Raw genomic sequence first — 22,758 nt, 5'->3', positions numbered from 1 at the left:
GCTAGCGCAGGCGCTCGAGGCGCAGCCGGTCGATCTCGGCGAGCTCCAACGGCTCCAAATCGCCCATCGGGATCCCGAGTGCGTAGGCCAGCAAAAGGTCCGCCAGCTGCGGATTGCGTGCCAGCGCGGGCCCGTGCATGTAGGTGGCGATCACGCTTCCCTGCACAACGCCCTCGACGTTGGTCTCCTCGGCATTGCCCACGCCGCGCTTGGCGGTACCCAGGGCTTCGGCCTCGGGCCCAAGGGTCGTGCCGCCCATGTGGTTTTCGAACCCCGTCAGTGTCTCCGTTAAACCAGCGGTGATTCCGGCACGGGTGGGGGTTGAGGAGACCTCCCCGATCGCACGGGTGCGCATGGGGGAGGTGGTGACGTCGATAAGCCCGAGGCCATCGACGGTATCGCCGTGGGCGGTAAAGGTGCGGCCGAGCACCTGCATGCCCGCGCAGACCGCGAAGATGGGGCGGCCATCTGCCGCGGCGGACTGCAGCCCCGGCGAGGCGGCAAGCCGTGCGGCGGCGATGACCTGGGCGGAGTCCTCGCCGCCGCCGATGGTGTAGATGTCGCAGTCGTCGGGGATGGCGTCGTCAAGCCCGATCCGCTCGACCTCGGCGCTCATCCCGCGCATCCGCGCGCGCTGGCGCAGCACCAGCGCGTTGCCGTCGTCGCCGTAGGTGCCCAGCACGTCCGGCAAGACCAATCCGATGCGCACGCTTTTCGACGCTCTAGCCACGGTAATCCTCCTGCTTAGCCAGGTCCTTTTTCAGATCGCGAAACGCGGTGTAGTTGGCCAGGACCTCTACTCGCCCCGGGGGGCAGGCGCGGATCGCATCAATGGGGTCGTGGATCAGCGAATGCTCTATGCCTGCGTACAACAAACGCACCGCAAGATCCGTGCCGCGCTCGCCGGCGGCGACCACCTTGAGCCCCTCGAAGTCCTCGAACTTGACGTCCCACAGCCAGGAGAGGTCCTCTCCGTCGGCGACCTGGCCGTTGGTGGCGATCACCAGCCCGTCTGCGCTGCGGTCGACCATGCTTAAGGCCTCCTGCCACCCGGCGGGGTTCTTCGCCAGCAACAGGTGCACCTCCCGTTCGCCCAGGTGGACGCTGGAGTAGCGGCCCGCCACGTTGTCGACGGCCTCTGTGGCGCGTACGGCCTTGTCAAAGGGCACGCCGAACGCCTCGACGGCGGCAGCGATCGCCTGGGCGGCGTTGCCCAGGTTCGCCCGGCCGGGGATGCTCAGCTTCAGTTCGGTGCTGCCGTGGGGGGTGTGCAGCGTGGCGCCCTCTAGCCAATAGGCGGGCTCCGGGCGGCGGAACTCGCGGCCGTCGGCGAGCTTTTCTACCCCGTACCAATCGCCGTCGGCCTGCACGACGTGGCCGCCGGAGCGCGGGTTGGTCACCGAATCGCCCAGCCAGCCGGCCCCGGCAGCAACCCACACCACGTTGGGGTGATCGTAGGCCACGGACGTCATCAGGACGTCGTCGCAGTTGGCGATCACCGTCATGTCCGGGTGGGCGTTCACGGCCCCGCGAAGCGCACGCTCGATTTTGTTGATCTCGCCGACCCGGTCGAGCTGGTCGCGCGAGAGGTTGAGCAAGACGAGCGCCTGCGGAGCAAGGCGATCCGCGACCTTCGGCACGTGCAACTCGTCGACCTCCAGTACGACATGGGACGCGTTCCTGCCGGCGAGTAGGGCAGAGATGATGCCGGCGTCCATGTTGTCGCCGCCGTCGTTGGTCGCCACCGTGTGACTTACCGCGAGTGCCCCGGCGAGCATCCGCGTGGTGGTGGACTTGCCGTTGGTGCCCGTGACCAGGACCGCCGGGCGTTCGCCGGAAAGCGATTGCATGATGGTGGGGTCGATCGCGCCGGCGACGAGCCCGCCGATCATGCCGCCGGCCCCGCGGCCGGTCGCCCGCGAGGCAGTGGTGGCTAGCCTGGCTGCGGTGACCGCGGCACGCGAGCGCAGCCGGGAAAGTGGGCCTCTTTTCATGCGCTCCACCCTACGCCTAACGGCCTCTAATCCAGGCGCGCCACGGCGCGCTGGAACTGCTCGGCGGATAACACCGGGATGCCCTTGCGGTCGGCGTGCATCGCTTTGCCGAGCAGCGGCGTGCCCGTGGCCTTGGCGTCCGAGACCACGAGCGAGGTTTGGCGAGAGAGTTTTTCCACGTAGCTTAAGCCGTGGTCGAGGGCTGCGGAGATGATCTCGTCCGGGTCCACCGCGACGTCATCGGTGACGACGATCTCCATGCCCTTCTTCAATCCGCCGGAGACGGTGTACGGCCCGGGGTTGTCGGAAACTGCCGCGTCGTTTTCGGCGTCGACACGCACGATCGAGCGCTGCAGCCCGAAGCGATCGGAGACGAGGTCGTCCGGCGCCACCTGCGCCAGCCCCCCACGCTCGCGCAGCGCGAAGAACAAATCCTTGAGCAGCAGCGTCTGCTCGCGCGAGGTGTCTTCCTCCGTGCGCAGCGCCCGCTCAACCGAGGCCACAGGGTCCTCGGCACTCACCCCGATCAGCCGCGCTACAGCGGCGGGGCGGATATCGAGCGGGATTTCGCCTTGACGACGCGCACTCGCCAGCGTGTCCACAATCGCGCCCGGACGCGGCACATGCCCGACGCGCTGGCGTCGCCTGCCGCCGCGCTTCGCGCGCGACCGGTTGGCCCGGGCGGCGGCGGTCATCGCGCGCCGGGCCTCAGAGACGATGAACCCCCACGCCAGGGGGGCGTCATGAAGCACGAGCGTGCGATCGTCGATAAGCCGGTCCAGCGTCTTCAAGTGCCGAGAAAAGCGCGGCGCTTGAGCGAAGTCACCCGGCTCAAGCCCATGGTTGTGGCGCGGGCCCGGATCGGAGCCGGTGCTAAAGACCGAGTGAAACTCCTCGCCGATCGCGCCGTCGTCATCGAAGGTGACGGCGTCGATCGTGAGCAGCCGGCCGGTCGAGGGGTGAATGCCCGTGGTGACAACACTGACCGCCACGTACGGGAAATTATCCGGCACGGGTTTACACCCCGCCGGTCGGCGCGGCGGTCAGGCCGCGGTTGACCGCCGAGACAATCGCCTTCAGTGACGCCCGAGTGGTCGAGCCCGCGATACCCACACCCCACACGGTCGCGCCGTTGACCTCTGCGCGGATGTAGCAGGCGGCGTCGGCGTCGTCACCGGCCGAGCGCGAGCGCTGGGTGTAGTCCTGGACCTCGAAGTCAATGCCGATGGATTCCAGGGCTTGCGCGAACGCGGCGACGGGGCCGTTGCCGGATCCGCGCAGTGAGTGGCGTTCGCCGCCGTAGTCCACGTCGACCTCGATGGAAGAGTCCTCGTCCTCGTTAACCGCGCCGGTGACCTCGTAGCTGACCAAGTCCAGCGGCGAATCCAGGTCCAGGTAGGTTGCGGCGAAGATGTCCCACATGTTCTTGGAGTTGACTTCGCCACCTTCGGTGTCAGTGATGTTCTGGACGATGGCGGAGAACTCCGGCTGCATCGGCTTGGGCATGTTGATGCCGTGGTCCGTCTTCATGATATAGGCCACCCCGCCCTTGCCGGACTGGGAGTTGACGCGGATCACGGCCTCGTAGGTGCGGCCGACGTCCTTGGGGTCGATCGGCAGGTACGGCACCTCCCACACGGTCTCGCGCAGCTCCTCCCAGCGCACGTCGGTGGACGACGCCCCGGGGCGCACCTTCTGCGCCAGTGCGTCGAGGCCCTTGTTCACGGCGTCCTGGTGGGAGCCGGAGAACGCCGTGAACACGAGGTCGCCGCCATAGGGGTGGCGCTCGGGAACGCGCAGCTGGTTGCAGTACTCCACGATCTCGCGGATGCGGTTGATGTCGGAGAAGTCGATCTGCGGGTCAACACCCTGGGTGAGCATGTTCAGGCCCAGGGTGACCAGGTCGACGTTGCCGGTGCGCTCGCCGTTGCCGAACAGGCAGCCCTCGATGCGGTCCGCACCGGCGAGGTAGCCCAGCTCGGCAGCCGCGACGCCCTCGCCGCGGTCGTTGTGCGGGTGCAGGGACAGGATGATGGAGTCGCGCTTGGCAAAGTTGCGGTGCATCCACTCGATGGAGTCGGCGTAGACATTCGGGGTGATCATCTCCACCGTGGACGGCAGGTTGATGATCATCGGGTTATCCGGGGTGGCGCCCATGATGTCGACTACGGCGTCGCAGACCTCCAGCGCGAAGTCCAGTTCGGTGCCGGTGTAGGACTCCGGCGAGTACTCCCAGCGCCAGTGCGTGTCGGGGTAGTCGGCGGCAATGGTCTTGATCAGCTCGGCAGCGTCGGTGGCCAGCTTCTTGATCTCCGGGCGGTCTTTGCGGAACACCACCTCGCGCTGCAGTTTGGAGGTGGAGTTGTAGAAATGCACGATGACGTTCTTGGCTCCCGCGCAGGCCTCGAAGGTGCGGCGGATCAGGTGCTCGCGCGCCTGGACCAGAACCTGGATGGTGACATCCTCGGGGATCATGTCGTTCTCGATGATCTCTCGCACGAAGTCGAAGTCCGTCTGCGACGCCGAGGGGAAGCCGACCTCGATCTCCTTGTAGCCCATCTGCACGAGCAGGTTGAACATGCGGCGCTTGCGCTCGGGGCTCATCGGGTCGATCAGCGCCTGGTTGCCGTCGCGCAGGTCCACGGCGCACCACTGCGGCGCTGACGTGATCTTCTTGTCGGGCCACGTGCGGTCCGGCAGGATGATGTCCTCCACCTCTTGGGCAAACGGCAGGTAGCGCTTCACCGGCATGTGGGAGCCGCGCTGCTTGTTCCAGGCGGGCTGTCCCTCCCGGCGGGGCCCGGAGGGGGTGCGGATGTCGTTCGGGGCGCTAAATTGGGGGTTCAGGGGGCTCATGGTGGGTCAAATCCTCGTTCTCGGGTGGTTTTTCCACGGCCGGCAACGACAATCTCCGCGGCGGGGTGCCGGCCGTGCTAGATCGTGGTGGCCTGATTCCCGCCGCGGCATAGAAGGAGAAGAGCCTTCGCCGATGACATGGGCCACATCTTACACCCTGCCCACTGTTACGTCACTACGTCACCGGTTTGCGCGCCAGCATGCCGGTGGCCACGAGCATGCCGCCTATCGACGCCCCCATCACAGCCCACCCCAAAGCTGAATCCACCTGCAGGTTTTCGCCCAGGATGGACAAGCCGAGGAAAAGCGCGATGAGGGGTTCGACAATCTTCATGGCGGGCAGCGAGCGCGAGAGCACCCCGGCGCCGAAAGCGTATTGCTGCACGACCGTGCCGATCAGCGAGGTGGCGACCATCGCCCAAAACTGCCACGTGGCCAGCATTGCGGGCAACCCGCCGGCGGCGAAGGCGTCCACCGCCACCTTGGAAAACACGGCGAGGTAGCCGAAGACGGCGCCACAGACGATGCCGTAGAGAAGGGCCTGGGCTGCAGGGGAGCGTCGATAAGCAATGGCGAAGATGGTGGCGCACGCGACGACACCAGCGCCGATGGCCGCCGCCCACTCCCAGGCGGGGGCCAGGCGCTCGCCCGGCAGCGGGCGGCCGAGGACGACAACGACACCGACGCAGGCGGTGAGTACGAAGGCCCACAACGTCTCCGCTGGCTCCATCGGCCGGCGCTCGACGCGCGCGGCGAGAACGAGCGTGAACATCAGCGACAGCACCAAAATCGGCTGCACCACCAGCAGTGACCCGAACGCCAGCGCGACGGCCTGCAGGCCGTAGGCCACAAAGGCGAGCAGTATCGACAGCCACCACTGCGGGCGGCGCATCGCGCCCAAAGGAGAACTGTTTGCCTCCGTGTGATGGAGGCCCGCCCGCAAGATGTGGTGGCGCCAGACGGTGCCCACCGCAATCGTCACCGCGGACAGAAGCGCGAAGGAGACGGCGAGGGCGTTGTTATGCACGGGCATCCACAGTAGAGGGCAACAGACACGATGGGTATTATCGGTGTGCGCATTTTATACAACCGCGAACCGGAAGGTGACTGAAGAAGGCATGGCTCTGATTGTGCAGAAGTACGGGGGGTCCTCCCTCGAAAGTGCCGAGCGCATCCGTGCGGTCGCCGAACGCGTCGTGGCCACCCGCAACGCTGGCAATGACGTTGTGGTTGTCTGCTCCGCGATGGGGGACACCACCGACGAGTTGCTGGATCTGGCCAGCCAGGTCAACCCCACGCCGCCGCTGCGTGAGATGGACATGCTGCTGACCGCCGGCGAGCGCATCTCCAACTCCCTTGTCGCCATGGCGGTGGCGGCCCACGGCGTGGACGTGCAATCGTTCACCGGCTCGCAGGCGGGCGTGCTCACCACCGAGCGCCACGGCAACGCCCGCATCATCGAGGTCACCCCGGGCCGCGTCCAGGAGGCGGTGCAGCAGGGCAAGATCGCGATCGTCGCCGGGTTCCAGGGGGTCAACCGCGACACCCGCGACATCACCACGCTCGGGCGTGGCGGTTCCGACACCACCGCTGTGGCCTTGGCCGCGGCGATGGGCGCCGATGAGTGCGAGATTTACTCGGACGTCGACGGCGTCTACACAGCTGACCCGCGCATCGTGCCCGATGCTCGCAAGCTGGACCGACTCTGCTTCGAGGAGATGCTCGAGCTCGCGGCGAGTGGTTCGAAGATTTTGGTTCTGCGCAGCGTCGAGTACGCCCGCGCCTTCAACGTGCCCCTGCGGGTACGCTCGTCATACAGCAACGACACCGGCACGCTGGTTGCCGGAGCATTGGAGGATATCCCCGTGGAAGAAGCAGTTCTGTCCGGTGTGGCCACCGACAACTCCGAGGCGAAGATCACTATCCTCGGCATCCCGGACACCCCCGGCGAGGCGGCCAAGGTGTTCCGCGCGCTCGCGGACGCCGAGATCAACATCGACATGGTGCTGCAGAACATCTCCTCCGCCGTGGACAACAAGACCGACATCACGTTCACGCTCCCGCTTGCCGACGGCCAGCGCGGCGTCGAGCTGCTGCGCGCACTGGCAGATGCAGAAGGGTGGGACGAGGTGAGCTACAACGACAACATCGGCAAGGTCTCCCTCGTCGGCGCCGGCATGAAGTCCCACCCGGGCGTTACCGCCGACTTCACCGAGGCGCTGCGCGACGCGGGCATCAACATTGAAATGATCACCACCTCCGAAATCCGCATCACCGCCGTGGTGCGCCAGGAGGACCTGCCCGAGGCCGCGCGTGCGCTGCACACCAAGTTCGAGCTTGGCGGCGACGAGCCCGCCGTGGTCTACGCCGGAACCGGCCGCTAACACTCCACCAGGAAGGGCAACACCCATGACCACCATCGCAGTCGTAGGAGCTACCGGCCAGGTCGGCCGTGTCATGCGAGAGATCCTCGTCAGCCGTTCGTTCCCCGCGGACAAGGTGCGCTTCTTCGCGTCCCCGCGCTCCGCGGGAACCAAGCTGGACTTCAACGGCGTCGAGGTCGTGGTGGAGGACCTCACCCAGGTCACCGCCGAGTCCGTCTCCGACGTGGACATTGCGCTGTTCTCCGCCGGGGGGAGCACCTCGAAGCAGTGGGCGCCCGTCTTCGCCGAGGCGGGTGCCACCGTGGTGGACAACTCGTCGGCATGGCGCAAGGACGACGACGTGCCACTGGTGGTCTCCGAGGTCAACCCTGACGCGGCGGCCAACCCGGTAAAGGGCATCATCGCCAACCCGAACTGCACCACGATGGCGGCGATGCCCGTGGCCAAGGCGCTCCACGACGCGGCCGGGCTGGTCGCGCTGCGGGTGGCGTCCTACCAGGCTGTCTCCGGTTCGGGTCTGGCGGGCGTCGATACGCTTGCGCGCCAGGTCGCCGAGATCGGCGAGCGGGCGGCGGAGCTGACGCGCGACGGGTCGGTCATGGAGCCGAGCGACCTCGGGCCGTATACGGCGCCGATCGCGTTCAACGTGCTGCCTCTGGCCGGAAACCTCGTCGACGACGGCACCAACGAGACCGACGAGGAGCAAAAGCTGCGCAACGAGTCGCGCAAGATCCTCGGCATTCCGGATCTCAAGGTGTCGGGGACGTGCGTGCGCGTGCCGGTTTTTACCGGCCACACCATGGTCGTCCACGCCGAGTTCGCCAACCCGATTACGCCCGCTGAGGCGCAGGAGGCTCTCGCGGAGGCGCCGGGAGTCAAGCTTGTCGACGTCCCCACGCCCCTCCAGGCCGCCGGCATCGACGAATCGCTGGTCGGGCGCATCCGCCAAGACCAGGCCGTGGAGGGTAACCGGGGCTTGGTGTTCGTCGTCTCCGGCGACAACCTGCGCAAGGGGGCGGCACTGAACACCATTCAGATTGCGGAGCTGCTCGTCCCCGCGGCGAATTAGTTGCAGTCCTGTAAAGAATGCCTGTGATCCCTTGAACCCGCCGCTGGGGCGAGGACAATGGAGCGTATGGCTTTTCCCGATCGCGCGCAGCTCAGCGCCGTTGCCCTCGCAGCGGCGCTCACTCTGGGCCACCCGGGGCTGGCTCAGGCAGCGCAGCCGACCGCGGTTGCGGACATAGCCCAGCACCACGAGATTTCGGTCGAGCCGGGCCAAACCCTGACCTTGGAGCCTGACGAGGGCCAAGACATCTCCTATGCGGTGGATGCCCAGGAAGAGTCCGCGCTTCCCGCTGGGTGGAGCGTTCTGACCAGCGGAGATGGGCTCCGCATTACCGCCTCCGCAACTGCAGCGGACGGTGAGTACGCCGCAGTAAAAGTTAGCGACTCCGCGGACCACGTGCGCGAGCTGCGCATCGTGGTCGATCGCCCCGATGCTGACGCAGATGCTCCAGGCGGCAAGTCCCAGCCATCCTCCAGCTGGATCGACAGCGTCCTCGGCAAAATCGCCGCCTTCCTCGCTTCTTAACGCACCCTCCTTACACCAGTTTCACCGCATCGCGGGCACCCCGCTTTGCGGTGACATTGGAATTTTCTCCGCCAAACCTTGCGGAGACCTGTCAACCATGGTTTATTGTTGTTGTCAAACAATCGCGGTCAGCGGGCCCCGGCTCGTTGGAGGGAGAAGCTTTACATGAAGAGGATGAAGTCAATCGCGAGCGCGGTCACCGCGCTCGCGCTGGGCATGGGGGTGCTGACGGCTCCGCAGGCAGCTGCGGACCCCGTCGCAGAGAACGTCACCCAGCAGGAGGCGCAGCTGGAGCAGGTCCAGCAGGCCCCCGCAGCGCAGGACACCACACCTGCTCCGGCGGCCACCGCCGCTAACGGCGACTACTCGGAGAATTGCTCCGTGGACTGGAACGCGCAAACCGTGTTCCCCGGGCCCACTCACGTCAGCGGCGTCACCAACCCGCTGAAGGTCGGCGGCGAGAACTCCGAATCGGCGGGCTTCCTGACCGTGCACGGCTGGGGAGACAACCGGCGCGTCATCGCCGGCACCGTGTACCCGGTCAAGGGTGCCACGCTCACCATCACCTCCGAGAATGGCTTCACGGGCACCCCGTCCGTGACCACCGCCCAGGACTTCCTCTGGTCGAACAATCCCATGTTCGGCCAGTACGGCGAGAAGTACCCGAACAAGATCGCCCTGGGCCCGGTCACCACGAACGGCAACACCATCACCATCGCGCTCGGCGATCTGCGCGCGTACTCCGCCATCGACGTGCGCGTGACGGGCGTGAACACCGGTTCCGTGACCGCCAAGCTCAACGGCACATGGAACCCCGTGGACGTCGCGGGCCAGAACGGTCGCCTCGAAAATGGCACACCTCGCTACTCCCCGGACTGCTTCCGCCCGACCGAGGAATCCACGGACGGAGACCTGTCCCAGGTCTGCAACGTGAACTGGAACGCCGGGGTGATTGTGGATCGCCGCTACCAGGACTGGACCAACAACGGATACACCCAGAAGGTCGCGCCGAAGCTGTGGACTGACCACCTCGGCAACCTCGAGGTCCAGCACTACATCGCCGGCGACCTGCGTGTGCGCGTCCCCGTCGTCACCAACGTCGACATCAACGACGCCGTGTTCACCGTCGACCTTCCCAACGTCGGCTCCGACTGGGTGTTCGAGCAGTACATCAATAAGACTTTCGGCGTGATCAACGAGGCTGACTACACCGTGCAAAGGGTGCCGCTGCCGACCATCACGAAGTTCTCCGATGGAACCGCCCGCGCCACCGTCAACATCGGCGACATGCCGGCGAAATCCTACTTCACCCTGATCCTGCGCAACCCGGGGGTCAACGAGGCCAAGCTCGACGAGCTGACCAAGCCCGTCAACGGCGACTACAGCAACGCTGTCGAGGTCAAGGCGCAGCTGACCGGTACCTACGACTACGGCACCGAGGGCACGGACTGCGTGCCGAACGTCGCCAACGTCGCGTACGACGACTCCTACACCAACCCCGGAGACGCCGTCAACGTCAACCTGAACAACGAGGCGAGCGCACCGCGCGGAACCAAGTACGAGGTCACGAACAAGCCCGATGGTTGGGCTGTCGAGATCAACCCGACCACCGGTGCTCTGAAGATCACGCCGCCGGCGGGCACCGACAAGGGTATCTACGACATCACCGTCACGGGCACCACTCCGCAGGGGTACACGTTCGACGTCCCGGCACGCGTCCACGTCGACTGCGGCTGCCAGCCCGGTAAGGACGGCGTCGACGGCAAGGACGGCAAGGACGGCAAGGATGCCTTCGGAAGCTCCGAGCGCTGCACGGCCGCTGCCCTGACTGTCGGCCTGCCCCTGCTCCTCCTGATCCCGTTCGGCCTGGCTTCCCAGCTCAACATCCCGGGCCTGACCGCTGTGTCCGACCAGTTCGGTGCGCAGCTGGCAGAAGCTAACACCCGACTGCAGCAGCAGCTCGGCATCTACGACGAGCAGACTGCGCAGTTCGTGGCTCAGTTCAACGCTCAATTCGGTGGGCTGGGCGCAAACCTCGCCCCGCTCGCGGGTGGCCTGGCGCTCGTCGCCGCCGGCCTGCTGGCCGCGAACCACATCGCCGACAACTGCCGCCCCGGCGCTGACGACGAGGACGCCGCTGAGCCGTCCTCCTTCGGCAGCACCGAGTCCGGCATGAGCTCCCAGCTCAGCTAGTGCGCTAGTTCGGTATTGCGCCTAACGGCCCGCGGGGTATGACTCGGCGGGCCGTTGCCGCGCCCTCAGTCCCGAGATGCTCCGCCGCGGTCTAGCTGTCCGCGTCGCGGGGATCTTCCGTCGCGGCGAGAAGGTCGCGCCGAGCGCGTGCGACGCGTGAGCGGATCGTGCCGATGCGCACGCCCGCGATCCGGGCCGCCTCCTCGTAGGTGTAGCCCAAGACCTGGGTGAGCACGATAGCTTCCCGACGCTCGGCGGGCAGGGCGTCGAGAAGCGTGCGCGCGTCGATGACCTCGGACCAGGTGTTGGGGTTGTCCGGGCTGGGTTTTTGCGCCGCGACATCGTCGTACTGCGTGATTGACTTCCGCGGGCGCGCCAAGTCGTGGCGAATCGAATCGATCCACACCCGTCGCGCGAGCGTGAGCAGCCACGTGCGTGCCGACGAGCGCCCGGCGAACCTGGGCAGCGCTCCCAGCACGCGCAGGTACGTTTCCTGGGTCAGGTCGTCGGCCTGCTCGCGGCCCGCGAGGTGGGCCAGAAAGCGCCACACGTCGCCCTGCGTGGCCTCGATGAACTGAGTCAGCGCGCTTTTATCCCCCCGGCCGGCTCGCAGGGCCAGCTCAGTGACGGTATCGACAGGGTCGACAGAGTCCCGGCTGCTCACAGCAGAAAACCATACCAGCAGCAGAATCGGGCCCATGATTAGGTGAAACCGCACAGAATCCTGGTCTTCGTTGCCGAGGCAGGGGAGCCCACGTACCATGGTTGTGGATATAGAAAGTCCGCTTTTAATAGCTTCACCCAAACGCTAGGAGGCCAATAACAATGGCAGAGCAATCAAAGGCAGAGGACATCGTCGCACGCGGCGAGCGCCCCGCCGGTAAAGGCAAGACCACCCGCCCGAGCGGCCAGCCGGTCGCGTCCGAAAACATCTCGATCACGGCCGGCCCGCAGGGCCCGAATGTCCTCAACGACATTCACCTGATTGAGAAGCTCGCGCACTTCAACCGCGAGAACGTTCCGGAGCGCATCCCCCACGCCAAGGGCCACGGAGCTTTCGGTGAGCTCCACATCACCGAGGACGTTTCCCAGTACACTAAGGCGAAGCTGTTCCAGCCGGGCACGGTCACTCCGATGGCTGCTCGCTTCTCCACCGTTGCCGGTGAAGCCGGCTCCCCGGACACCTGGCGCGACGTCCACGGCTTCGCGCTGCGTTTCTACACCGAGGACGGCAACTACGACATCGTGGGCAACAACACCCCGACGTTCTTCCTCCGCGACGGCATGAAGTTCGCCGACTTCATCCACTCCCAGAAGCGCCAGCCCCACACCGGCCTGCGCGACGACGAGATGCAGTGGGATTTCTGGTCCCGCACCCCGGAGTCCGCTCACCAGGTGACCTACCTGATGGGTGACCGTGGCACCCCGAAGACCTCCCGCCACCAGGACGGCTTCGGCTCCCACACCTTCCAGTGGGTCAACGAAGAGGGCAAGGCCGTGTGGATCAAGTACCACTTCAAGACCCGCCAGGGTTGGGAGACCTTCACCGACGAGGAAGCCACGGAGATGGCCGGCAAGAACGCCGACCACCACCGCCAGGACCTCTTCGACGCGATTGAGCGCGGCGACTACCCGATCTGGGACGTCAAGGTTCAGATCATGCCGTTCGAGGAGGCGGAGAACTACCGCTTCAACCCGTTCGACCTGACCAAGATCTGGTCCCAGAAGGACTACCCGCTGGTCGAGGTGGGCTACTTCGTGCTCAACCGCAACCCGAAGAACTTCCACGCACAGATCGAGCAGATCGCGCTCGATCCGGGCAACCTGGTGCCGGGCGTCGGCCTGTCCCCGGACCGCATGCTTCAGGCACGCGCGTGGGCGTACGCTGACCAGCACCGCTACCGCATCGGCCCGAACTACAAGGACCTGCCGGTCAACCGCCCGATCAACGAGGTCAACACCTACGCGGAGCGCGGCCCGATGGCGTACTTCTTCAACAACGAGGGTGAGCAAAACTACACTCCGAACAACACGGAGAAGGGTGCAGGCTACCTGGACAACAACGAGGACTCCTCCTCGAACCACACCACCTACGGGCAGGCCAGCGACCTCTACGTCAACCCGGACCCGCACGGCACCGACCTGACCCGCGCGGCGTACGTCAAGCACGCCGAGGACGACGACTTCGGCCAGGCACGTACCCTCTACACCGAGGTGTTCGACGACGCAGCGCGCGAGCGTTTCGTGCACAACGTCTCCAACAAGATGCTTCCGATCCAGAACAAGGACATCGAGGAGCGCACCTTCGCTTACTGGGGCAACGTCGATGCAGACCTCGAGCAGAAGCTTCGCTCCGAGGTTGCGCGCAAGCGCCAGGATGCCGATAAGCAGGAGAAGGAAGAGCAGTCCTCCGTCTTCTAAACCGGTCTAGCTAAAGGCCCGCCACCCTCACCGCACGTAAGAAGGGGGGCGGGCTTTTTGCGGTGCAGCTGCTACGATGGCAGGGTGATCTTGCCCACATGCCAGCGAAATGCCACCTCAGCATGGCCGGCTGCGCCTGGGACGAACGGGTACACGACATCGTGGGGTCCGCATCTTTCCGGACCCGGCCACGGCGCGGGTAGTGTTTAGTTTGCTCATTCCCATCCAATTACCGATAGGCGCGGTGGTGTAGACGTGGCTTAGTCACAAGCTGCGGCTGCTATCTACCTCGGCGTCAAACGAGGCTCCTATGTTATTTCTCCTCCTCGCAGTACTCGTCGCAACCGTCGTCTCGGCGCCCTTTGTGGGGCGCATCCTCGGCAGGAACGCGGGCTGGCTACTCTCCTTGCCCCTACTGGGCGCGGCCGTTATCGGAGCTATGGGCTACGTCTCACCGGGCGCAGGCGACGTCCATTCCGAAACGGTCGCATGGATCCCGTCGCTGAACGTGGATTTCGCGCTGCGCATCGACGGACTCTCGGTTGTTTTTCTCATGCTGGTGTTGCTTATCGGCGCAGGGGTGCTCGCCTACTCAGCCCGGTACCTGCATGACAGCAAGCCATCTTTCTACCTCCTCATGTGCGGCTTCGCCGCGGCGATGAGCACGCTCGTGCTCACCGACAACCTCGTGGTGTTCTACATCGCGTGGGAGATGACCACGCTCTGTTCCTTCTTCCTCATCGCGAACGGGGGAGAAAAGGGCTACGCGCCCGCGATCCGCACGCTGCTGGTCACAGTAGGGGGCGGTCTTCTCCTGCTCACCGCGACGGTGATCATGTGCGTCATAACTGGCAGCACCCAACTCTCCGTCGTGCTCGCGGATGAGACGTGGACGCAGCGGCCCGGTCTGACCACGCTCGTCGCCCTGCTGGTGGCCGGTGCCGCGTTTACAAAATCAGCCCAGTTTCCCTTCCAAGCCTGGCTGCCCGACTCGATGGTCGCCATCGCCCCGGTCTCTGCGTACCTGCACGCCGCAGCCATGGTCAAGGCCGGGATCTACTTGATCTTGCGCTACTCGCCGATGTTCGCGGGAGTGGACGCGTGGCACATCGCTTTGGTCACGGCAGGCCTCATCACCTCGCTGTTCGGCGCGGTGACGGCAGTGAAGCAGTCGGACCTCAAAGCGCTGCTGGCGTACTCGACCATGTCCCAGCTCGGCCTCCTAGTCGCTGTCGTGGGGATCGGTACGCAGGAATCTCTTACCGCGGCCATTGTGCATACCATCGCACACGCCGTATTCAAGGCAGCACTGTTCATGTCGATCGGCATCGTCGAGCACGAAACAGGAACACGCAACTTCCACGAGCTACGTAATCTACGCGTGCGCATGCCGGTGACGCAGGCAATCGTGGTCATCTCCGCCGCCTCGATGGCGGGTGTGCCTCCGTTTGCCGGGTTTGTCTCCAAGGAAATGCTCCTCGCCGCAGGGCTCTCCGCGCCCCACAAGGAGGCGCTGGTGACCCTGGTTACCGGCGGGATCGTGGTTACCTCCATCTTCACCTTCGCCTACTCCTACCGTTACGTGCTCGGTGTGTTGGGGGACCGGCGCAACCAACTGTCCGGCACGACCAAGACAGTGGGGGAGGCGTCGCCAAGCTTTTTTGCGGTGCCCGCGATCCTGGCGGCCGCGACGGTCGCGATTGGCATCTACCCGCACATGCTCAATGGCCCGGTTGCCGACGCCGTGCTCGCGACCACCGGCGAATTTGAGGACCCGCACCTCGCGCTCTGGCACGGGTTCAACCTGCCGCTCGCGCTCTCGGCCCTGGTCATCGCGTGTGGTGCCGTCCTCGCGTGGCGACGCTGGGCCGTCAGCGCCTTCCTCGACGATTTCCGGGCGCCGATCACCGGAGTCGAAGTGATTGAATCCTTCCGCAGCGGGACGATCGCGCTCGGTGAGTGCTTCACCGCGGCCACCGGAACCACGTCCCAGCGCCGCCACCTCTCCGCCCCGCTATTGGGACTCGTCGCGATTGGCCTCGTGGGGGTGTTCACGCTAGGCGATGTTCCGGAGGTTGTAGGCGACCGCTACGACCCGGCGGACTGGATGCTGCTGTTCATCGTGACCATCGGCACCGCCTCGGCGCTGAAGGCGCGCTCGCGCGTTACCGTGGCAATTGTCGTGGGAACTGTCGGTTTCGGAGTGACGCTGTGGTTCTACCAGCTCGGTGCCGCCGATGTCGCCACGACGCAGCTCATGGTTGAAATCCTCACCGCTGTGGTGATCGTGATGATCCTCAACCGGTTGCCCGACCGATTCCCCCGTGAGAAGCGCTCCAACATCCTGTCCTCCGGCGTTCTCGCCATCGCCGTGGGAGTCGTCTCCACCCTCGGTGTCCTGGCGCTGACGGGCCGGCGCGAGAAATCCGAGGCCGCGCAGTGGTTCCTGCGCGAGGGGCCCATCGCCACCGGCGGCGATAACATTGTCAATGTCATCCTGGTTGAATTCCGCGCCTTCGACACACTCGGTGAGCTCACCGTGCTCGGAGTTGCGGGCATCACAGTGGCCGTGATGCTGCGCTCGCGGCCGCTGCAGCCGCGAGGCAAGGCGCGCCTGAACAAGCTGTCTGCGGTATCAAGCCCGGAAAACAACGTGGTCTTCTTGCGCTCGGCCGCGCGCGTGATCTTGCCGCTGATCGCGATCATCTCCGTCGTGCTGTTCTTCCGCGGGCACAACTCATCCGGCGGTGGCTTTGTCGCCGCTCTCGTGGGTGCGGGCGGGTTCGCACTGCTCTACCTCATGGCCCCCAGCGACAAGGCAGCCAAGGTCCGGTGGCCGTACATGACCCTCATCGGAGCGGGCATCACCATCGGCGCAGCCACCGGTCTGCTCGGCTACTTTGAGGGTTCCTACCTCACCCCGTTGCACGCCTACGTTTTCGGCATCCACCTGACTACCGCGTTGATCTTTGACCTCGGCGTCTACCTCGCGGTCCTCGGTGTCATCCTCGCGGCAATCAACCTCGCCGGAATCCCCGCCGATGACCCAGGTGAACCCGAGGACGGGATCGCCGAGGCCGGCCAAGGCGACGTCGGGCTCATCATCGACGGAGAGCACCAGCCAATACCCGCCGGCGCTGACCCCGTCGCAGAGGACGAAAGGACAAACGCATGATCCTGGCACTGTCAGTGGGCATACTCATGGCGGGGGCCGTCTACCTCATGATGCGGCCCGACATGTTCCGCATAACCATCGGTTTCGTCATGCTCAGCCACGCCGCCAATCTGGTGATTATGTCTGCGGGGGGCGTGTCGTGGCGGGGTGAACCTTTCGGGGCACACGACGACACGACAACGGCCGCCGATCCGCTGCCTCAGGCATTCGTGCTCACCGCCATTGTCATCTCCTTTTCCATCACCATCGTCATGCTCGTTTCATCCGTCGTGGGCAAACCGGGAGACGCAACTCGGGCGGATGACGACGTTTCCCGCGAATCGCCCCGGCGCCCCGATGCGGACGATGTCGACGAGCTCTATCACGAGCTCGCACCCGATGCCCGCGCAACGCCCGAGGTAGGGGAGAAGACGCGATGATTCTCACCTACGACTTCGTCAGCACCTACCTCACGCTCTTCGTCGCTGTTCCCCTCATTTCCGCCGGCGTGCTCGTTCTCGCCGCGCGAGTGCAGTGGCTGCAGTACGTTGTCATGTTTGCCACGCTCACGGTCAGCCTTGCGGCCTCGGCGGGATTGATCGCTGGCACTTCTGACGGCACCACCTACGCCAAGGGCACCGGAAGTTGGCCGTTCGGCATCGCGATCCCTTTTGCCGCCGACATGTTCTCGGCGCTCATGTTGACAACGACGGGCATCCTGGCTCTGGCGTGCGCCTGGTTCGCGGTCGCCAGCGGGTATGCGCGCCAGCGCTACTTCGCCCCGCTCGTGCTGGTGCTCATGACGGGTGTCAACGGCGCGATCCTGACCGCGGATATCTTCAACTTCTTTGTCTTCCTCGAAGTGATGCTCCTGCCCTCCTACGGACTGTACGCCTACACAATTCACCGCCGCGGCGGCAACATCATGGTCGGTGGCGTGCGCTTGTTCATCACCGCCAATCTGCTGGCATCTACCATGTTCCTCACCGGCGTGGCGCTAATCTACGGGACCGCGGGGTCGGTCAACCTCGCGCAGCTGAAAGGCGCGGCGGCGCAAGACCCGGCGGTGGCGATCGCGACGAGCGTGGTCATGTTTTCCATGCTGACCAAGGCTTCGGTCGTCCCGGTCCATTCTTGGCTGGCGCGCTCCTACCCGTACACGTCGCCGGCGGTGACAGCGCTGTTCTCGGGTTTGCATACCAAGGTCGCGGTGTACATCTTGTACCGCATCTACGCGGTGCTTTTCGACGGCGATGAGCGCTTCCTCTGGATCCTTGTCGCCCTCTTCTCCCTGACCATGCTGATCGGCGTGCTCGGCGCAGTGGGTGAGAAAGACGCCCGCTCCATTTTGACCTTCCACATGGTTTCCCAGCTCGGTTACATTCTGCTGGGACTGGCCATTTTCACTGAGATCGGGCTTGCGGCAGGCATCTTCTACCTGGTGCACCACATGCTTGTGAAGGCCTCGCTGTTCATGTCTACCGGCGCCATTGAGGTGAGGTACGGGACCGGCAAGATCGGAGCCTTGGCGGGGACGGCCCGGCGCGAGCCGTGGATGGGCGTTGCGTTTTTCGCGGCCGCCTTGTCCCTTGCGGGCATCCCGCCGTTCTCCGGTTTCGTGGCGAAGTTCTCGCTCATGCTCGCGGCGTACGAAAAGGGCGAGTTCTACGCCCTGGTAGTCATGGTTGTGGTGTCGCTGATCACGCTGTTGTCGATGCTCAAGATCTGGGACGGCATGTTCTGGGGGAGGGCAGAAAAGGCTGAGGTCGCGTCAGCTGACGACGGCCGAGCTCGTGTCGGATTCTGGCTGGGTGCCCCAGCCGTTATTCTCGCGGCGCTGACGCTGGCGATCGGACTGGGTGCGCAAGTCCTCATGGGATGGTCTGAAGTAGCGGCGCAGAATCTGTTGGACACTTCCGGTTACGTGAATGCGGTGATGAACGGATGAAAGATTTTCTAACGTGGCCGTTTAGGATCCTCGGGTTCTGGGCCTGGTACGCAAAAGAGTTCGCCGTGGCGAATGTTGCGGTGATTAAGGACGTGGTCACTGTCGGCAACGACGCGACGCCCTCGATCGTGCGGCTTGAGTGCTTAAGCTTCACGGAGGGGTTCTACACCCTGCTGGCGTCGCTGATCACGATCACACCCGGCACGCTTGTGGTGGGAGCCGGTGACAATACGAGCAAGGGAGTGCGCGTGATGTACGTTCATGCGTTGTACTACACCGACATGGATGAACTACGCGCGGACCTTCGCGAAATGGAGGAGCGCATGCTCAAGGGCCTGATGCTTCGGCCCAAGCTGAACAAGGAGGCCACGTTGTGATAGCGGTTGACATCGCGATCGTGATTTTCGGGTTGTGCGCCATGCCGGCCGGGTACCGGATGCTCGTCGGCCCGTCGCGGGCGGATCGGGCGACGGCAGCGGACTTGATGGTGTTCTTGCTCATCGGCATGGTTGCCTTGATCGGTTTCCGCAACAACTCCGGCTACACCCTAGATATCGTGCTGGTTGCGGCGCTCGTGGCGTTCTTGTCCACGGTGTCGTACGCTCGCGTGCTGCTACGGGGTGATCGCTGATGGACATCATGGACGTCATTGGTGATGTGTTGGTCATCTTCGGGGCACTCAACTTCGCGATTTGCGCCATTGGCTTGATCACGTTCCACGACTTCTATGCGCGCGTCTCCGCTGTGGGCACGGCGGCTGGGTTCGGGATCTCCTTCGTCGTTCTCGGCGTGTGGTTCAAGAATCCTTCGCTGGCGAGTTTTTTCGTCGCCCTGGTTGCGATTTTGTTGCTGTTGGGAACCTCCGCGCTGGGGTCGATGTTCATTGCGAGGTCCGCGGCGCTGCGGGGAACCCAGATGACGAATCCCGTGGCCGATGAACTTGGAGTGCTCACCCCGGAGCAGTTCGAAGCGCGCATGAACGGCCGAGGTGTCCCGGCGGAGGAGTCTTAACGGCCCCCAACGGTGCGCCTGATTCGTTTTCGCTGTTCGCGGCGTTATATTGCCTTGCATGAAATGGCGTCTTTTCGTGGCCCTGATTGTCCTGATTGCGGGGGCTTTTTTGCCGATGTCTCCGGTAAGCACGTGGTCGTCGGGCGATGAGGCGACGGGCGCGCCACAGGTTACCCCTGGCCCCGATGGGCTTATCGACGCCCGCCGCGCCGCCGGTGAGGCTGCCGCGAATGCTAGCTTGTTGACCAGCGGCACCGGCCAGCTCAAAGACGGCGTCGTCACGCTCGACGAGGGCTCGACTGCGCTTATCGACGGCATCGCCGCCGCAAGCACGGGCGCCACGGAGCTCTCCAACGGGATGGTGGAACTGCAGGCGGGCACGGGTCAGCTTGCCGCAGGTGCGACGCGGGTGGCCGATAGCGTCGGTGGCGTGGTCGACCAGGTTGTCGGGTTCGAGGCGGTCCGCGGCCAGGTGCTGTCCACGATCGACTCAACGCTGGAGCGGATGAAAGACTCCAGGGACCCCGACGTCGTCCAGGCCCGAGAGGCGCTTGAAGGGTTGCGCGAACAGGCGCAGACCGCGCAGCTGCCGGCGGACGCGGTGTCGCAGCTCACCGAGCTGAAAAACGGCTCGCGCGAAGTGGCCAACCAGCTCTCAGTGCCTGGTTACGCATACCACGACGGTGTATACTCGGCGACCAACGGCGTCGCGGAGTTGGCGAGCGGGTTAAGCGAACTCAACAACGGCGCCGCCCCGGCTCAAGAGGGCATCAAGCAGCTTCGCGACGGCTCCGAAAAGCTCGACGAGATGGCGGCAAAGACGTCGGACTCCATCGACAGCGTGCGCCGGGCGATTCCAGCCCCGGCACCCGCTGCGGCGTCGGCAGGCCAGGCGGAGCAGGGTGCGCCGACCTCGGCGCTGGCGCCGTTGGCGGCGATGCTGATCGCCGCGCTGGTCACCATCGGTGGGCTGGCGCTCGCCGTCGCGGTAGCTTTCCTGCCGGGGCGGAAGTGGTGGGCCATCGCCGCGGGCACCGGTTTTCTCACGCTCATCGGTCTCGTTTTGGTTGTGGTCGTGGGCGTGTCCCTGTCCCCGCTCGCGGTTGCTACCGTGGCGCTTTCGCTTGCCGTGTCCACGCTTGCTGTGGCCGGTTTGAGCTGGATGCTGATGTCGGCCTTCGGGGCTAGGGCGGGACTGGGCAGCGCTGCCGTCCTCGCCGTGGCCCAGATCGGCATTGTTGGCTGGGTGTGGAAGTCTGCCGCGGCTGGGGCAGTGTCCTCCATCGCGGCCGCGGTGTCCAGCGCGATGCCAATGCACTGGCTCACGGCCGCGCTTTCAGCGGCCGGCAACGGGGGGTCCACCACCGCCCTGTGGGTCGGCATCGGCCTGAGTACGGTACTAGCGGCGCTGGGCCTGATCGGCCTGAACCGAACCAGGGCGTAAATTCCAGCCACGCTCCCCTTGAACGTGATATACGTTACATAACAATTTCGTGTATCTAAGGAGACAGTGGTGTGGACCAGAGCCCATTTATCGAAATCGGACTGCCGATCGCCCTTTTCGTCATCATGATCGGCATCGGGCTGAGCCTCACCAGCGCCGATTTCGTCGCCCACGCACGACGCCCGCGGGCGTCGATAGTTGGGCTCATCGGCCAGCTCACACTGCCGCCGCTGTTGGCGCTGGGTATCGCGTGGGCGTTCGGCCTCACCCCGCTGATGGCGCTCGGGGTCGTGCTCGTCGCTGCCGCGCCCGGCGGAGCAACGTCCAACCTCGCGACCTACCTGGCGCGCGGCTCCGTGGCACTGTCGATCATCCTCACCGTCGCCGCCTCGCTTGCCGCGATCATCACCCTGCCACTGTGGATGGACTTTGCCACCCGCATCATCCCCGGTGTCGAGAGCCTGGATGTGCGCATGCCGCTGGGCGAGACCTTTGCACTGCTCATCGGGGTGGTGCTCGCCCCGGTCGCGATCGGTATGGTCCTGCGCGCGAAGAGGCCGCAGCTGGCGGAGAAGATGGAGCGGTTCGTCGGCCTAGTGGGAATGATCGTCCTGGTACTGCTCATCGTGTTTATCGTCATCGATGTACGCGGCCAGATCGTGGAGCTGCTCATCGCGGTCGCACCCGTCGCCGCCGTGTTCAACCTCTGCCTGATCCTCATCGGTGGGCTCGTCGGCTGGCTCGGCAGACTAGACGTCACAGACCAACTCGCGATCGCCATCGAATACAGCATCCGCAACACGACACTCGCCATGGTGCTGGCGTTTGCGGTGATGCAGAAACCGGAGGTTGGCGTCGTCTCTGCGGTGTACTCGATTGTCATGTACGTAACCATGTTCCTCGTCATCGCGGCGGGAAGGCGGATGGTGGCGCGAGACGTCGCGACGCAAGCCGCGCACAGCGATACAGTGGGCGGCGAGAGGAGCCTCGCGCATGGATCAGCAAAGACCGACGTCATACTGGGATAACCACCCCCGCTTCCAGGAGCAACCCGAGGTTGAGCCTGGGTAGGCGGAATCGCAGCGGAGCCCGACCGCCCACGAGACGATCGTGATGGCCTGTACGTTCTCAGGGTTCGGCCCGGCTTACAGCATTGACGACGACCGCGGCCAGCGTATCGGCGAGATTATGAGTTAATCAACTGCCGGTTCACCCCTGCTGAATACGCGATCACCGATGACGGCGGCGACTCGCTCACCCTGGTGCGCAGCGGCAGCAACTACAGCGTCACCGGCTGCGGCGGCACCGAGATCGCGACCGCGAGGCACGGGTTCTTCCGCCCCAAAATGGACGCGACGATTTCCGGTGCGCCGTGCAGCATTGAATTCTCCAATTCGCCGCTCACTGCGCGATTGACGCGTGGTACCCAACCCGCCGCCACCTTGCAGCGGCAGTGGGACGGGATGTTTCAAGAATTCGGACGCCCGCACAGGTACACCCCGAGCATTAAGCGCCACACCGGCGAACGGCCACGCGCCGCGATCCTCGGCATCGCCGTCGCGGTCGACATGATGGTCCTTGCCGCGCAGCAAGCCGGCTCAACGAAAAAAAGATCCGCACTGATGGCAAAAGGTGCCTTTTTCAGTGCGGATGCGGTTGGTCGGGATAACAGGATTTGAACCTGCGACCTCTTCGTCCCGAACGAAGCGCGCTACCAAGCTGCGCCATATCCCGGTGTACGTCAAGTACTCGGGATACT

20 protein-coding genes and 1 tRNA gene are annotated in these 22,758 nt (G+C 65.0%); 14 read left to right on the top strand and 7 right to left on the bottom strand.

Translation table 11 applies throughout. The annotated features are described in order from the left end of the window. Position 1: 1 nt before the first annotated feature. The 5 genes from E3227_RS03390 to E3227_RS03370 form a co-directional block, all read right to left on the bottom strand. Complete coding sequence (locus E3227_RS03390) at positions 2 to 730, bottom strand: type 1 glutamine amidotransferase (protein ID WP_006839260.1); 729 nt, start codon at positions 728 to 730, stop codon at positions 2 to 4. Further along, entirely contained in the window at positions 723 to 1,994 is a 1,272-nt protein-coding gene (locus tag E3227_RS03385) for a Mur ligase family protein (RefSeq protein WP_144317540.1), read from the bottom strand. The genes E3227_RS03390 and E3227_RS03385 overlap by 8 nt, the downstream gene beginning before the upstream one ends. Positions 1,995 to 2,020: 26 nt before the next feature. After that, on the bottom strand, positions 2,021 to 3,007 hold the full coding sequence (locus E3227_RS03380) for a DNA polymerase III subunit epsilon (RefSeq protein ID WP_144317539.1): 987 nt from the start codon (positions 3,005 to 3,007) through the stop codon (positions 2,021 to 2,023). 4 nt (positions 3,008 to 3,011) lie between these two features. Then, positions 3,012 to 4,850, bottom strand: coding sequence for a 2-isopropylmalate synthase (gene leuA, locus E3227_RS03375; RefSeq protein WP_144317538.1), 1,839 nt, complete (start codon positions 4,848 to 4,850; stop codon positions 3,012 to 3,014). Between the two features lie 175 nt (positions 4,851 to 5,025). Next, on the bottom strand, positions 5,026 to 5,883 hold the full coding sequence (locus E3227_RS03370) for a DMT family transporter (protein WP_144317537.1): 858 nt from the start codon (positions 5,881 to 5,883) through the stop codon (positions 5,026 to 5,028). Between the two features lie 85 nt (positions 5,884 to 5,968). Here E3227_RS03370 and E3227_RS03365 point away from each other — a divergent pair, with 85 nt between their 5' ends. The 4 genes from E3227_RS03365 to E3227_RS03350 all read left to right on the top strand — a co-directional run bounded on the left by E3227_RS03365 (position 5,969) and on the right by E3227_RS03350 (position 11,021). Next, positions 5,969 to 7,234, top strand: coding sequence for an aspartate kinase (locus E3227_RS03365; RefSeq protein ID WP_144317536.1), 1,266 nt, complete (start codon positions 5,969 to 5,971; stop codon positions 7,232 to 7,234). Positions 7,235 to 7,259: 25 nt separating this feature from the next. Next, positions 7,260 to 8,303, top strand: a complete 1,044-nt coding sequence (locus E3227_RS03360; RefSeq protein WP_144317535.1) for an aspartate-semialdehyde dehydrogenase — start codon at positions 7,260 to 7,262, stop codon at positions 8,301 to 8,303. Positions 8,304 to 8,369: 66 nt separating this feature from the next. Continuing rightward, positions 8,370 to 8,828, top strand: coding sequence for a hypothetical protein (locus tag E3227_RS03355; protein WP_144317534.1), 459 nt, complete (start codon positions 8,370 to 8,372; stop codon positions 8,826 to 8,828). A 165-nt stretch (positions 8,829 to 8,993) separates the two neighbouring features. Then, positions 8,994 to 11,021 (top strand): YPDG domain-containing protein, encoded by a 2,028-nt coding sequence (locus tag E3227_RS03350; RefSeq protein ID WP_144317533.1) that lies wholly within the window; start codon positions 8,994 to 8,996, stop codon positions 11,019 to 11,021. Between the two features lie 91 nt (positions 11,022 to 11,112). On the opposite strand, the gene E3227_RS03345 is transcribed toward E3227_RS03350, so the two are convergent. Continuing rightward, the gene (locus tag E3227_RS03345; RefSeq protein WP_375543041.1) at positions 11,113 to 11,784 is read right to left on the bottom strand and encodes an RNA polymerase sigma factor; all 672 of its coding nucleotides are present in this window, start codon (positions 11,782 to 11,784) and stop codon (positions 11,113 to 11,115) included. A gap of 62 nt (positions 11,785 to 11,846) precedes the next feature. Here E3227_RS03345 and E3227_RS03340 point away from each other — a divergent pair, with 62 nt between their 5' ends. The 10 genes from E3227_RS03340 to E3227_RS03295 all read left to right on the top strand — a co-directional run bounded on the left by E3227_RS03340 (position 11,847) and on the right by E3227_RS03295 (position 22,678). Next, the gene (locus E3227_RS03340; RefSeq protein ID WP_144317531.1) at positions 11,847 to 13,442 is read left to right on the top strand and encodes a catalase; all 1,596 of its coding nucleotides are present in this window, start codon (positions 11,847 to 11,849) and stop codon (positions 13,440 to 13,442) included. Between the two features lie 310 nt (positions 13,443 to 13,752). Continuing rightward, positions 13,753 to 16,617: a DUF4040 family protein gene (locus E3227_RS03335; protein WP_144317530.1), complete on the top strand. Its 2,865-nt coding sequence runs from the start codon at positions 13,753 to 13,755 to the stop codon at positions 16,615 to 16,617. Next, positions 16,614 to 17,036, top strand: coding sequence for a sodium:proton antiporter (locus E3227_RS03330; protein ID WP_144317529.1), 423 nt, complete (start codon positions 16,614 to 16,616; stop codon positions 17,034 to 17,036). The genes E3227_RS03335 and E3227_RS03330 overlap by 4 nt, the downstream gene beginning before the upstream one ends. After that, positions 17,033 to 18,544 carry a monovalent cation/H+ antiporter subunit D family protein gene (locus tag E3227_RS03325; RefSeq protein WP_144317528.1) on the top strand — a complete coding sequence of 504 codons (1,512 nt, stop codon included), beginning with the start codon at positions 17,033 to 17,035 and terminating at the stop codon, positions 18,542 to 18,544. The genes E3227_RS03330 and E3227_RS03325 overlap by 4 nt, the downstream gene beginning before the upstream one ends. After that, positions 18,541 to 18,921 carry a Na+/H+ antiporter subunit E gene (locus E3227_RS03320; protein ID WP_144317527.1) on the top strand — a complete coding sequence of 127 codons (381 nt, stop codon included), beginning with the start codon at positions 18,541 to 18,543 and terminating at the stop codon, positions 18,919 to 18,921. Before E3227_RS03325 ends, E3227_RS03320 begins: the two co-directional genes overlap by 4 nt. Then, on the top strand, positions 18,918 to 19,175 hold the full coding sequence (locus tag E3227_RS03315) for an MrpF/PhaF family protein (protein WP_144317526.1): 258 nt from the start codon (positions 18,918 to 18,920) through the stop codon (positions 19,173 to 19,175). The genes E3227_RS03320 and E3227_RS03315 overlap by 4 nt, the downstream gene beginning before the upstream one ends. After that, positions 19,175 to 19,555 (top strand): cation:proton antiporter, encoded by a 381-nt coding sequence (locus E3227_RS03310; protein WP_144317525.1) that lies wholly within the window; start codon positions 19,175 to 19,177, stop codon positions 19,553 to 19,555. The genes E3227_RS03315 and E3227_RS03310 overlap by 1 nt, the downstream gene beginning before the upstream one ends. A 58-nt stretch (positions 19,556 to 19,613) precedes the next feature. Next, a complete protein-coding gene (locus tag E3227_RS03305; protein ID WP_144317524.1) occupies positions 19,614 to 20,999 on the top strand; it encodes a hypothetical protein in 1,386 nt (461 codons plus the stop codon). 71 nt (positions 21,000 to 21,070) lie between these two features. Then, positions 21,071 to 22,027: a bile acid:sodium symporter family protein gene (locus E3227_RS03300; protein WP_144317523.1), complete on the top strand. Its 957-nt coding sequence runs from the start codon at positions 21,071 to 21,073 to the stop codon at positions 22,025 to 22,027. 234 nt (positions 22,028 to 22,261) lie between these two features. Beyond that, positions 22,262 to 22,678 (top strand): hypothetical protein, encoded by a 417-nt coding sequence (locus tag E3227_RS03295; RefSeq protein ID WP_144317522.1) that lies wholly within the window; start codon positions 22,262 to 22,264, stop codon positions 22,676 to 22,678. Here the strand turns inward: E3227_RS03295 and E3227_RS03290 are convergent. Continuing rightward, positions 22,657 to 22,733: transfer RNA gene (locus tag E3227_RS03290), tRNA-Pro, on the bottom strand. The genes E3227_RS03295 and E3227_RS03290 overlap by 22 nt on opposite strands. Between the last annotated feature and the right edge of the window lie 25 nt (positions 22,734 to 22,758).

This window comes from Corynebacterium sanguinis (genome assembly GCF_007641235.1).
GTDB classification, from domain to species: Bacteria; Actinomycetota; Actinomycetes; order Mycobacteriales; family Mycobacteriaceae; genus Corynebacterium; species Corynebacterium sanguinis.
Note: the sequence above shows the minus strand (reverse complement) of the source record. Positions and strands in the feature narration are given on the sequence as shown.

What these genes read in the sequence shown, in the direction of transcription:
- E3227_RS03330 (WP_144317529.1), top strand. Translation starts at nt 16,614, where the DNA reads ATGATCCTGGCACTGTCAGTGGGCATACTCATGGCGGGGGCCGTCTAC.
- E3227_RS03320 (WP_144317527.1), top strand. Translation starts at nt 18,541, where the DNA reads ATGAAAGATTTTCTAACGTGGCCGTTTAGGATCCTCGGGTTCTGGGCC.
- E3227_RS03305 (WP_144317524.1), top strand. Translation starts at nt 19,614, where the DNA reads ATGAAATGGCGTCTTTTCGTGGCCCTGATTGTCCTGATTGCGGGGGCT.
- E3227_RS03365 (WP_144317536.1), top strand. Translation starts at nt 5,969, where the DNA reads ATGGCTCTGATTGTGCAGAAGTACGGGGGGTCCTCCCTCGAAAGTGCC.
- E3227_RS03325 (WP_144317528.1), top strand. Translation starts at nt 17,033, where the DNA reads ATGATTCTCACCTACGACTTCGTCAGCACCTACCTCACGCTCTTCGTC.
- E3227_RS03360 (WP_144317535.1), top strand. Translation starts at nt 7,260, where the DNA reads ATGACCACCATCGCAGTCGTAGGAGCTACCGGCCAGGTCGGCCGTGTC.
- E3227_RS03385 (WP_144317540.1), bottom strand. Translation starts at nt 1,994, where the DNA reads ATGAAAAGAGGCCCACTTTCCCGGCTGCGCTCGCGTGCCGCGGTCACC.
- E3227_RS03310 (WP_144317525.1), top strand. Translation starts at nt 19,175, where the DNA reads ATGGACATCATGGACGTCATTGGTGATGTGTTGGTCATCTTCGGGGCA.
- E3227_RS03340 (WP_144317531.1), top strand. Translation starts at nt 11,847, where the DNA reads ATGGCAGAGCAATCAAAGGCAGAGGACATCGTCGCACGCGGCGAGCGC.
- E3227_RS03370 (WP_144317537.1), bottom strand. Translation starts at nt 5,883, where the DNA reads ATGCCCGTGCATAACAACGCCCTCGCCGTCTCCTTCGCGCTTCTGTCC.
- leuA (WP_144317538.1), bottom strand. Translation starts at nt 4,850, where the DNA reads ATGAGCCCCCTGAACCCCCAATTTAGCGCCCCGAACGACATCCGCACC.
- E3227_RS03335 (WP_144317530.1), top strand. Translation starts at nt 13,753, where the DNA reads ATGTTATTTCTCCTCCTCGCAGTACTCGTCGCAACCGTCGTCTCGGCG.
- E3227_RS03350 (WP_144317533.1), top strand. Translation starts at nt 8,994, where the DNA reads ATGAAGAGGATGAAGTCAATCGCGAGCGCGGTCACCGCGCTCGCGCTG.
- E3227_RS03355 (WP_144317534.1), top strand. Translation starts at nt 8,370, where the DNA reads ATGGCTTTTCCCGATCGCGCGCAGCTCAGCGCCGTTGCCCTCGCAGCG.
- E3227_RS03345 (WP_375543041.1), bottom strand. Translation starts at nt 11,784, where the DNA reads ATGGTACGTGGGCTCCCCTGCCTCGGCAACGAAGACCAGGATTCTGTG.